This window comes from Teichococcus deserti (genome assembly GCF_001982615.1).
Classification (GTDB): domain Bacteria; phylum Pseudomonadota; class Alphaproteobacteria; order Acetobacterales; family Acetobacteraceae; genus Pseudoroseomonas; species Pseudoroseomonas deserti.
Genome location: NZ_MLCO01000192.1, coordinates 1 through 10,906 on the forward strand (window position 1 = coordinate 1; position 10,906 = coordinate 10,906).

Annotated in this window: 10 protein-coding genes; 7 read left to right on the forward strand and 3 right to left on the reverse strand. The window is 71.3% G+C overall.

The annotated features are described in order from the left end of the window. Positions 1–617: LysE family translocator (locus tag BKE38_RS18770; RefSeq protein ID WP_207553607.1), on the forward strand; the 617-nt coding region annotated here is incomplete at its 5' end. A 72-nt stretch (positions 618–689) separates the two neighbouring features. Here BKE38_RS18770 and BKE38_RS18775 read toward each other — a convergent pair. Then, positions 690–1,664, reverse strand: a complete 975-nt coding sequence (locus BKE38_RS18775; protein WP_367595982.1) for a P1 family peptidase — start codon at positions 1,662–1,664, stop codon at positions 690–692. A 147-nt stretch (positions 1,665–1,811) separates the two neighbouring features. On the opposite strand from BKE38_RS18775, the gene BKE38_RS18780 reads away from it, so the two are divergent. From BKE38_RS18780 to BKE38_RS18805, 6 genes are all read left to right on the forward strand, one after another. Next, positions 1,812–2,621 carry an ABC transporter permease gene (locus tag BKE38_RS18780; protein ID WP_106409252.1) on the forward strand — a complete coding sequence of 270 codons (810 nt, stop codon included), beginning with the start codon at positions 1,812–1,814 and terminating at the stop codon, positions 2,619–2,621. A gap of 31 nt (positions 2,622–2,652) precedes the next feature. Continuing rightward, positions 2,653–3,711, forward strand: coding sequence for an ABC transporter ATP-binding protein (locus BKE38_RS18785; protein ID WP_076958801.1), 1,059 nt, complete (start codon positions 2,653–2,655; stop codon positions 3,709–3,711). 32 nt (positions 3,712–3,743) lie between these two features. Next, the gene (locus BKE38_RS18790; protein WP_076958802.1) at positions 3,744–4,784 is read left to right on the forward strand and encodes an extracellular solute-binding protein; all 1,041 of its coding nucleotides are present in this window, start codon (positions 3,744–3,746) and stop codon (positions 4,782–4,784) included. 4 nt (positions 4,785–4,788) lie between these two features. Further along, positions 4,789–5,619, forward strand: a complete 831-nt coding sequence (locus tag BKE38_RS18795) for an ABC transporter permease (RefSeq protein WP_076958803.1) — start codon at positions 4,789–4,791, stop codon at positions 5,617–5,619. Between the two features lie 79 nt (positions 5,620–5,698). Further along, positions 5,699–7,312, forward strand: coding sequence for an amidohydrolase family protein (locus tag BKE38_RS18800; protein ID WP_076958804.1), 1,614 nt, complete (start codon positions 5,699–5,701; stop codon positions 7,310–7,312). A gap of 13 nt (positions 7,313–7,325) precedes the next feature. After that, positions 7,326–8,306, forward strand: a complete 981-nt coding sequence (locus BKE38_RS18805; protein WP_076958805.1) for a CobW family GTP-binding protein — start codon at positions 7,326–7,328, stop codon at positions 8,304–8,306. A gap of 13 nt (positions 8,307–8,319) precedes the next feature. Here BKE38_RS18805 and BKE38_RS18810 read toward each other — a convergent pair whose 3' ends face one another. Together BKE38_RS18810 and BKE38_RS18815 are read right to left on the reverse strand one after the other, a co-directional pair. Next, positions 8,320–9,090 (reverse strand): enoyl-CoA hydratase, encoded by a 771-nt coding sequence (locus tag BKE38_RS18810; protein ID WP_076958806.1) that lies wholly within the window; start codon positions 9,088–9,090, stop codon positions 8,320–8,322. Further along, positions 9,087–10,906, reverse strand: a 1,820-nt coding sequence (locus BKE38_RS18815; RefSeq protein WP_083747667.1) for a tripartite tricarboxylate transporter substrate-binding protein, incomplete at its 5' end; no start/stop codon positions are given. The genes BKE38_RS18810 and BKE38_RS18815, both read right to left, overlap by 4 nt.

A 10,906-nucleotide genomic window follows, 5' to 3' on the forward strand; every position in this document is an offset into this window, starting at 1 on the left:
TCCTGTTCCTGTCCATCGTGACGCTGATCGTGGTCACGCCGGGGCCCAACCTGTTCATGCTGCTGGGGGTGGGGGGGCGACGGGCGACCGGCTTCCTGGCGGTGCTGGGGATCTGCGCGGCGATCCTGTCGCATGTGACGCTGGCGCTGGTGGGGGTGGGGGCGATCATCGCCACCTCGGCGCTGCTGTTCACCGCGCTGAAGGTGGCGGGCGCCGCCTATCTGATCTGGATGGGGCTGAAGTCGCTGTGGTCGCTGCGCCAGGGCGGCGGGCTGTCGGTGCCGATGCCGGCCGCGAGCGCGCCGCCGACGGGGGGCCGGGCCTTCGCCATGGGCTACCTGACCAATATCCTGAACCCGAAGCCGGCGATCTTCTATGTCGCGGCTTTCCCGCAATTCCTGCAGGCCGGCGAGCCTGGCTTCTATGCCACCGGCTATGCGCTGGGGCTGGCGCATGCCGGCGTGGCGTTTTCCTTCTATGCCCTGGTGGTGCTGATGATGGGGCAGCTGACGCGGGTGCTGCTGCGGCCGATGGTGGCGCGGGCGGTGAAGGCGGTCTCCGGCGTGGCGCTGGTGCTGCTGGGCGGCCGGTTGCTGCTGGCCCGCAGCCCGGCGTGAGGTCAGGCGCCCCACGTCTGAACGGCCCGCGGCAGCACAGACAGAAAGAAAAGAAGGGGGTTCAGGGGGAATTCATTCCCCCTGATACTTGTCGTTCCAGCTCCTGATCGCGTTCGGGTAAGGAAGTGCCGTCGCCTCATAGACCCCTCTTGCGATCGCCCGCGCCATGACGATCCCGGCGAGGTGCCCGAGCTCGACCAGCGACCCGCCCGGCTTTTCGCCGGTGGCTGCCGCGAAGACGGTGTCGCCGTCGTTGGGGGCGTGGGCGGGCAGGATGGCGCGGGCCAGGCCGTCATCGGCCATCAGGGCCAGGCGGCGGCATTCGGCCTTGGTCAGGGTTGCGTCGGTGACGACCATGCCGATGGTGGTGGCGGTGGGGGCGCCGCCCTTGATCCGCAGGCGCAGGTCGAAGGCCTTGGGCAGGCCGAGGCCGCCGAATTCGTCGCCCTCCTCGAAGGGGGCGGCCCAGAAATGCGGCCCGTCGCCGACGAGCGGCGAGCCCACCGCGTTCACCGCGACCAGGGCCGCGACGATGTGGCCGCTGCCGGTGCGGGCGCTGGCGCTGCCGATGCCGCCCTTGACCAGCGGCGTGGTGGCCCCGGTGCCGGCGCCGACGCTGCCGAGGGCGAAGTCGCCCGGGCGGGCGGCGATGGCGGCCTGGTAGCCGAGCTCGCGATAGGGGGTGAAGCGGCCCCATTCCTTGTCGCCGCCATTGGCCAGGTCGAAGAGGATCGCCTGGGGCGCCAGCGGGATGGGCATGCCGCCGAAGACCTGGCCGCGCCCGGCCTCGCGAAGCGCCGCCTGGACGCCGCCCGCCGCATCCAGCCCGAAGGTGGAGCCGCCGGACAGGGTGATGGCGTCGATCCGCTGCACCGTGGCGTCGAGGTCGAGGAGGGCGGTGTCGCGCGACCCCGGGGCGCCGCCGCCGATATGGACCGCGGCCACCGCCGGCGGCTCGAAGATCACCGTCGTGACGCCGGAGCCCAGGCGGAGGTCGGTGCTGTGGCCGAGGCTGACGCCGGCCACGTCGGTGAGCAGGTTGCGCATCGCCGCCATCATGCCCGGCGGCCGGCCGGGTTCAAGCCCTGGGATCGGCGGCTCGTTGCGGGGGCAGGGGGCTGCCGCTCCCGCTCTCGTGAAGGAATTTTGACGGCGGGCCGATCTGCGGGCAGTTTGCGCGCCGGAGGTCGCCTGATGAGTATGCCCGCGCCAAGCCGTCTGCTGTTCCATGCCGTGGTCGCCGCCGCCTTCGCCCTGATGCTGGCGCCGGTGGTGATGGTCATGGTGATCAGCGTCTTCCGGCAGGAGATCGTCAGCTTCCCGCCGCCGGGGCTGACGCTGGACTGGTATGTCAACGCCTGGGACCGGCAGGAATTCGCCCGCGGCTTCGTCTCCAGCCTGCAGGTGGCGCTGATGGCGACGCTGATCGGCGTGCCCACGGGCACGGCGGCGGCCTATGCCATCGCCCGCGGCTGGTTGCCCGGGAAGGGGGCGGTGAACACCCTGCTGCTCAGCCCGCTGGCGGTGCCGGGGGTGGTGGCGGGCACCGCGCTCTACATGTTCTACCTGCGCGCGGAATTCTGGATCGACGCCGACATCACCGCGACCCTGCACGGGCTGGTGGCGGCGCATGTGCTGCTGACCATTCCCTGGACGGTGCGGCTGGTCTCGGCCAGCCTGGCGCAGCTCGACCGCTCGGCCGAGGAGGCGGCGGCCAATCTCGGCGCCCGCCCCTTCACCGTGTTCCGCCGGGTGACGCTGCCGATGATGCGGCCGGGGATCGTGGCCGCCTGCCTGTTCTCCTTCATCCAGAGCTTCGAGAATCTCGAGCTCTCGCTGCTGCTGGTGGGGCCGGGGCGGACGACGCTGCCGGTGGCCATGCTGAGCTACCTGGAATTCCGCATCGACCCGACGCTGGCGGCGGTGGCCACGGTGCAGATCCTGCTGGTCGGCGGGCTGATGCTGCTGACCGACCGCTTCGTGAAACTGTCGAGGGTCGTGTGACGCGCTTGCACCACGCCGAAGGAGAGCATTGATGGGCAATCTGGTGCTGGAAGCGCTGTGCAAGCGCTACGGGTCGTCCACCGCGGTGGAGCGGGTCGACCTGGAGGTGAAGCAGGGCGAGATGGTGGCCCTCCTCGGCCCCTCGGGCTGCGGCAAGACCACGACCTTGCGCATGGTCGCCGGCTTCATCCCGCCGAGCGAGGGCCGCATCCTGATCGGCGGCCAGGATGTGACGCGCCGCCCGGCGCATGCCCGCGACACCGGCATGGTTTTCCAGTCCTATGCCCTGTTCCCGCACATGACCGTCGGCCAGAACGTGGCCTTCGGGCTGGAGATGCGGAAGGTGGGCCGCGCCGAGCGCGACGGCCGGGTGATGGAGGCGCTGCGGCTGGTGCGCCTGGACCACCTGGCCGACCGGCTGCCGCGGCAGCTGTCAGGCGGGCAGCAGCAGCGCGTCGCCCTGGCCCGCGCCCTGGTGGTGAACCCTGCCGTCTTCCTGCTGGACGAGCCGCTGTCGAATCTCGACGCCAAGCTGCGCGGCGAGGTGCGGATGGAGATCCGCGCGCTGCAGCAGCGCCTCGGGCTCACCACGCTGATCGTCACCCATGACCAGGAGGAGGCGCTGACCATGGCCGACCGCCTCGTCGTCATGGAGCGCGGCCGGGTCCGCCAGGTCGGCACGGCGGAGGAGCTCTACGAGAACCCCACCGACCCCTTCGTCGCCGGCTTCGTCGGCCGCTGCAACCTGATCGAGGGCAGGCTCGAGGCCCCGGGCGGCTTCCGCGCCGCCAGCGGCGCCCTGCTGCATTGCGACGTCGAGGCCGCCGAGGCCCGCCCCGACGCGGCCCTGCTGGCGCTGCGGCCGGAGCGCATCGGGCTGCAGCCGGATGCCGAGGGCGGCGGCCGCGTCGCCGCGGTCACCTATCTCGGCGCGCAGACCGAATATCTGGTGGAGCAGGACGGCACGTCCCTGCTCATCATCCGCCCGACCCCGACGCTGGCCGACCCGCTGCGGCGGCTGGCCGTCGGCGATGCCGTGACGCTGAGCTGGGAGGCCGCGGCCGCCCGGCTGCTGCCTGCCGCGACTTGATCGATCCGAACTCTGAACCTGGGAGAGCTGGCATGAACATCACCCGTCGCGCGACCCTGGCCGGCGCTGGCGCCGCCTTCGCATCCATCACCGCAGGCCTGCCGGGCATCGCCCGGGCCCAGGCCAAGCAGGTGGTGGTCGGCACCTGGGGCGGCGATTACGGCGAGCTGCTGCGCGCCAATATCGACCAGCCGCTGATGGCGCCGCAGGGCATCGAGGTCCTGCAGGACATCGCCAATGCCGATCCGCGCAAGACCAAGCTGCTGGCCGAGCGCCAGGCCCGCCGCGGCACCTTCGACGTCGCCTGCCTGTCGGACACCGACATGCACATGATCTCGGCCCAGGGCGTCTTCGACAATCTCGACATGGCCAAGCTGAAGCGCGGCGCCGCCATCCTGCCGGCGCTGGCCAAGCCCTATGCCGTGCCGCACATCTATTCGGCGCTCGTCCTGCTCTACAACCCGAACAAGATCACGACGCCGCCCAAGGGCTTCGCCGACATGTTCGACCCCAAGTATCGCGGCCGCGTCGGCTTCTCCGACATCCTCTACAGCACCAACACCTTCGCGGCCGCCATGGCCGGCGGCGGCGCCTTCAACAACTACGCGCCCTCGCAGAAGAAGCTGATGGAGCTGCGCTCGCTCGACGCCAAGGTCTATCCGTCCAACGAGGCGCTGGCCGCCGCGCTGAAGTCGGAAGAGGTCTGGATGACGCCGATGTGGCTGGCCCGCGGCTTCATGTGGCAGAAGGCTGGCATCCCGGTGAAGCATGTCGTCCCGTCCGAGGGCGCCTATGCCATCGTCTTCGAGATGGCGGTGCCGAAGAACAGCCGCGGCAAGGACAATGCCTACGCCTATATCGACGCGGCGCTGCAGCCGGCGGCGCAGGCCGCCTTCGCCGACCGCATGGGCTATCTGCCGACCGTCAAGGACGCGCCGCTGCCGGCCGAGATCGCCAGCCAGATCAGCCTGACCGAGGCCGAGCAGGCCCGCCTGCGCGCCCCCGACTACGACTATCTGCTGAAGACCCATGCCGAGATCCTCGATTTCTGGAACAAGCAGTTCAAGGCGTAACCCGATGGCCGCGCTCGTCCTTCCCGCCGGATTGCTGGTGCTGCTGCTGCTGGTCGCGCCCATGCTGCTGCTGGCGCGCATCTCCCTGAACCAGTTCAGCCCCACCGAGATGATGGTGGAAGCGACGACCGCGGCCAATTACCTGCGGGCGATCCAGGACCCCTACTACCAGCAGGTGATGGCGACGACGCTCGGCGTCGCCCTCGGCTGCACCCTGCTGACCCTGGCGCTCGGCTTCCCCGCCGCCTATTGGCTGGCCCGCATGCAGAGCCGCTGGAAGAGCCTGGCCACCATCCTGGTGCTCTTCCCGCTGCTGGTCGGCAACGTCGTGCGCGCCGCCGGCTGGATGGCCCTCCTCGGCAATGAGGGGGCGATCAACGCGGCGCTGAAGGGCCTCGGGCTGATCACCACCTCGCTGCCGCTGCTCTACAACACCGGCTCGGTGGTCACCGGCATCGTCGCCGTGGTGCTGCCCTATATGATCCTGACCCTGGCCTCGGTGATCGAGAGCATCCCGCGCCAGGCGGAAGAGGCGGCGTCCAACCTGGGCGCGAAGCCTTTCACCGTGTTCCGCCGCGTCGTGCTGCCGCTGGCGCTGCCCGGGGTAGCCGCCGGGTCGGTGCTGGTCTTCATCCTCTGCATGAACACCTACGCCTCCGCCGTCCTGCTCGGCGGGCCGCAGTTCAAGATGATGGCACCCGCCGTCTACGACCAGTTCGTCCGCGGCAACAACTGGCCCTTCGGCGCGGCCCTCGCCTTCATCCTGCTCGGCGTGACCTTGCTGCTGACCGTGGTCGGCAGCACACTGCTCGGGCGCAAGTACAAGACGGCTTGAGAGGGGCGCCGCCCCTCTCAAACTCTCCCCGCCAGGAACCTTAGGTTCCTGGACCTCCCACCAAAAGGGAAACACCAAGATGGACGCGAAGCCGCAGACGGGTGAGGAAATCACCGGGCGCAACCAGAAGAACGGCATGCCGCCGGTGCCGGCCTCGACCGGGCGCGACTGCGGCTCGGGGCCCTTCAGGCGCCTGGTGCTGCGCGGCGCGACCATCATCGACGGCACCGGCGCGCCACCCTGGGGCCCGGCCGACATCGTCATCGAGAACGACCGCATCGCGGCCATCGTCGCCGTCGGCACCCCGGGCAAGCCGATCAGCCCGTCGCGCCGCCCGCCCGCCGGTGACGAGGAGATCGACTGCCACGGCAAGTTCGTCACCCCGGGCCTGATCGACTGCCATGCCCATGCCGGCGTCCCCTATCACGCGCTGCACGGCACGCCGGCGCCCGCCGACTATGTCTACAAGCTCTGGCTGGCGCATGGCGTCACCACGGCGCGCGAGATGGGCGGCTTCAGCGGGTTGGGCTGGATGGTCGAGCAGCGCAAGGCCTCGCAGGAGAACCGCATCGCGGCGCCGCACCTGGTGGTGCATTCCTACTTTCCCGCCGTCAACGACATGCTGAAGACCATCCACACGCCCGACGAGGCGCGCGCCTGGCTGCGCGACCTGAAGGCGCGCGGCGCCGATGGCGTCAAGTTCTTCGGCGCGCCGCCGGCGATCATGAAGGCGGCGCTGGCCGAATGCCGCGAGCTCGGCCTGCGCTCCGGCTGCCACCACGCGCAGCAGGCGGTGACGCGGATGAACGCGCTGACCACCGCCGAATGGGGCCTGACCAGCGCCGAGCATTACTATGGCCTGCCCGAGGCGCTCTACGACAACCGCGTCGTGCAGAGCTACCCGGCCGGCTACAACTACAACGACGAGTATTTCCGCTTCTCCTCCGCCGGCCAGACCTTCCAGCAGGCGGCCGAGCCCGGCAGCGCGAAGTGGAACGAGGTGATGGAGCGCTTCCTGGCGCTCGACTTCACCTTCGTCCCCACCTTCTCGATCTACGACGCCAACCGCGACGTGATGCGCACCCGCCGCGCCGACTGGCATGACGACTACACCTGGCCCAGCATGTGGCGCTTCTTCCAGCCGGCCCGCGGCGGCCACGGCTCCTACTGGTTCAAGTGGTCGACGGGCAACGAGATCGACTGGAAGCAGCACTACCGCCTCTGGATGAGCTTCATCAACGAGTACAAGAACCGCGGCGGCCGGGTCTGCACCGGCAGCGATTCCGGCTTCATCTTCCAGACCTATGGCTTCGGCTATGTGCGCGAGCTCGAGCTGCTGCAGGAAGCCGGCTTCAACCCGCTGGAAGTCCTGCGCAGCGCCACCATCCAGGGCGCCGAGCTGCTGGGCATCGATGCCGAGACCGGCAGCGTCGAGGTCGGCAAGCGCGCCGACCTCCTGGTGCTGGACGAGAACCCGCTGGAAGACTTCAAGCTGCTCTACGCCACCGGCGCGCTGCGGCTGAACGACGCGACCGGCCAGGTCGAATGGCGCCAGGCGCTGCGCCACACCATCCGCGCCGGCTTGGTCTTCGACATCCCCGCCATGCTGGCCGACATCCGGACAATGGTCGCCGACCAGAAGGCGCTCGAGGCCGAGGCCGCCGCCAGGACGCCGGAAACCGCGCCGGCATGATCGAGGCCCCAAAGTGACCAATGAGTCGCCGGCCGAGTTCATCCTGCTCGCCGGCTTCCTGGGCAGCGGCAAGACCACGCTGCTGCGCGACTGGCTGGCCCTGCCGGAGGCCGCGGACACCGCGGTCATCGTCAACGAGGCCGGCCAGATCGACATCGACGGCGCCGTCATCGCCGATAGCGGCCCGCTGCCGCTGGCGATGCTCAGCAATGGCTGCGTCTGCTGCTCGCTGACCAACGACCTGGTCTTCACCGTGCAGTCGCTGCTGGAAAGCCGCGAGAAGGCCGGGCTGCCGCCCTTCCGCCGCATCATCCTGGAATGCAGCGGGCTGTCGCGCCCGGGCCCGATCCTGCGCAGCCTGGGCCCGCTGGCGCCGCTCGGGCTGCGGGTCCGCGCCATCGCCACCTGCGACGCGGCGCAGGCCGAGGCGCGCGCCGCGCATTTTGACGAATTCGCGGCGCAGATCGCCGCCGCCGACGTGGTGGTGGTCACCAAGCTCGACCAGGCCGAAGGCGAGGCCGCGACCGCGCTGGCCGCCGGCATCAACCCGCTGGCCGCCCGCATCGTCGAGCCCGATCCGGCCCGCCGCGCGCTGGCCGCCTTCACCACCCCGCCCGGCGCCGCCCTGTCGACGCCCGGGGCCGCCGCCCCGCATCCGCGCATCGGCGTCCATCTGGTCGAATTCCTCGGCGACGCCGGCTGGGACGACCGCCTCGACTGGATGGAGAACCTGGCGGCTTTCGCCGGCGAGCGGCTGCTGCGGATGAAGGGCTTCCTGCATCCGGCCGAGGACGACGGCGCCGCGCTGCTGGTGCAGGTGGTCGGCACGCTGTTCAGCCCGCTGTCCCGCATGGCGCGGACGGCGCGCACGCCCGAGGCGCTGGTGGTCATCGCCCGCGACCTGACCGCGCAGGACCTCCGGTCGATGGCGCCCGACGCGCCGGTGCGGATCTCGCGCTATGCCGACGGCGCCCGCCGGGCCAGCGCCGCCTGACGGGCCGCGGCGGTCAGCGCCGCTTCCGCGCCAGGAAGGCGCCCAGCATCCGCGCCGGCTCCTCGCCTTCGAAGGCGGCGGCGAAGGTGGCGATGCTGGCCTCGGCGCCCTGATCCGGGCTCAGGGATTCCCATTGCCGCAGCAGCGCCTTCTGCGACCGGATGGCGGCGGGGCCGTTCCTCAGCAGAAGAGACATCCATTCCTCCAGCGCGCCGTCCAGCGCTTCGGGGGCGACGCAGCGCTCGACCAGCCCCCAGCGCTCGGCCTCCTCGCCCGAGATCGTCTCGCCGAGCAGCAGCAGCCGCCGCGTCCGCCCCCAGCCGATCAGCCCGGGCAGCAGCGAGGCTTCCACCACCGAGGGGATGCCGACCACCACCTCCGGCATGCCCAGATGCGCGGCGCTGCTGGCCAGGCGCAGGTCGCAGGCGGCGGCCAGCTCCAGCCCGGCGCCCAGCGCCAGCCCCTGGATGCGGGCGATCGCCGGCACCGGCAGGTCGCGCAAGGACCGGCAGGCGGCATGCACGGCGGAGATGAAGCGCTGGGCGTCCTCCGGCCCGGACAGCCCGGCCATGACGCCGATATCGGCGCCACCGACGAAGGCGCGCTCGCCGGCGCCCTGCAGCACCAGGCCGCGAAGTCCCGGATCACCCGCATAGCCGGAGACAACCGAGGCGACTTGCAAAAACATCGCCTCGGTCATGGCGTTCAGCTTGGCCGGGCGGTCGATGGTGACGCGGGCGATGCCCCGCGCGTCCCGCGCGTGGCGGATGCAGCCCTCGCTCATGTCGGCTCGATGTTCAGGCGCTTCACCCGATCCCCCCAGAGGTCCAGCTCCCGCCGCATCAGCACGGCGAAATCGCCCGGCGACATGCTGCGCGGCGCCAGGCCCTGGCTCGCCAGCCGGTCGCGCAGCTGCGGCTGGGCCAGAACCTCGGCCAGGACGGCGTTCGCCCGGGTGATCACCGGCTCCGGCGTCGCGCGCGGCGCGGCCAGGCCGAACCAGACCGACAGGTCGTAGCCCGGCAGGGTCTCCGCCACGGTCGGCGTGTCGGGGGCCAGGGAGAAGCGCTTGCCGGAGGTGACGGCGAAGGCCTTGATGCGGCCCTCGCGCAGCTGCGGCGGGCCGTTGACGAAATCGGTGAAGGTGGTGGTGATGCGGCCGGCGACGACATCGGTCAGCGCTTCGGCGCCGCCGCGATAGGGCACGCCCAGCATCTGCACCCCCGCCATCTGCGCCAGCAGCGCCGAGCAGATCATCGCGCTCTGGTTGCCGTAGCTGTAGGTCAGCTGGCCGGGCCGGGCGCGCGCCATTTCCAGCAGCTGCGCCAGGTTGGCCGCCTGCAGCGAGGGCGTCACCGCCAGCATGTAGGGGCAGTCGCAGAGATAGCCGACCGGGGCCAGGTCGCGCAGCGGGTCATAGGGCAGGTTGCGCAGCACATGCGGGTTCAGCGAGGCGGTGGAGACGCTGATCGCCACCATGACGCTGCCATCCGCCGGCGCCTGGATCGCCGCCTGGGTGCCGACCACGCCGTTGCCGCCGGCGCGGTTCTCCACCACCACCGCCTGGCGCAGCGCCTGGCCCAGCGCGTCGGCGACGGTCCGGGTCATGGCATCGGTGATGCTGCCGGGCGGGAAGGGGACGATGATGCGCAGCGGCCGCTCCGGCCAGGCCGCGGCGGCGCCCGCCCTGCTGGCCAGGAAGCGGTGGATGGCGGTGTTGTCGACCTGCGGCCCCAGCGCTTCCAGCGCCGCGGTCCAGCGCAGCCGGCAGGTGGCCAGCGCCGCGGCGGGGAAGCCGGTCTCCTCCGCGATGCTGCCCGCCGTCTCCAGGTCCTTGCGCATCAGCCCGAGCTGGAAGCCGGCATCGTAGCGGCGGTTGTTGATGGCCTGGCGCAGCTTGGTCTCGGTCGCGACGTTGCGGCCGGAGGAGGCGTTCAGCACCTCGGTGAAGATCTCCGGGTCGAGCCCGAGCTCCTCCGCCATGTGCATCGCCTCGCAGGCGGCGAGCAGCCCGGCGGCATAGACGAAGTTGTTCAGCGCCTTCATGGCATGGGCCGAGCCGACCGGGCCGGTGCGGATCACCTGGGCGCCGAGCCGGGCCAGCACCGGGCGGGCGCGGGCGCAATCGGCCTCCGCGCCGCCCAGCATGATGGCCAGGGTCCCGTCCCGCGCCTTGGGCACGCTGCCGGAGACCGGCGCATCGACCAGCGCCGCGCCCCGGGCCGCCGCGGCCTGGGCCCAGCGCCGGGTCTCGGCCGGGACGGAGGAGCCCATGTCGACCAGCAGCATGCCGGGTCGCAGCTGCGGCAGCAGCCCTTCCATCACCGCGGCGACGGCGCGGCTGTCGGGCAGCATCAGCAGGATGACATCGGCGGCCGCGGCCAGCGCCGCCAGGTCGGTCGCCCTGCGGGGCGCGCGTCCTTCCGGCGCGGCGGCGGCGAGCGAGGCCATCGCCTCGGGGCTGCGGTCAGCGACCAGGAGCGGGGGCGCGCCTTCGGTGGCGGTGACCAGCAGACGCAGCGCCATCGGCCGCCCCATCATGCCGAGGCCGATGAAGCCGATCCGCGGCGGGGGCTCGGGCCGGGAGGCGGGGCAGGCGG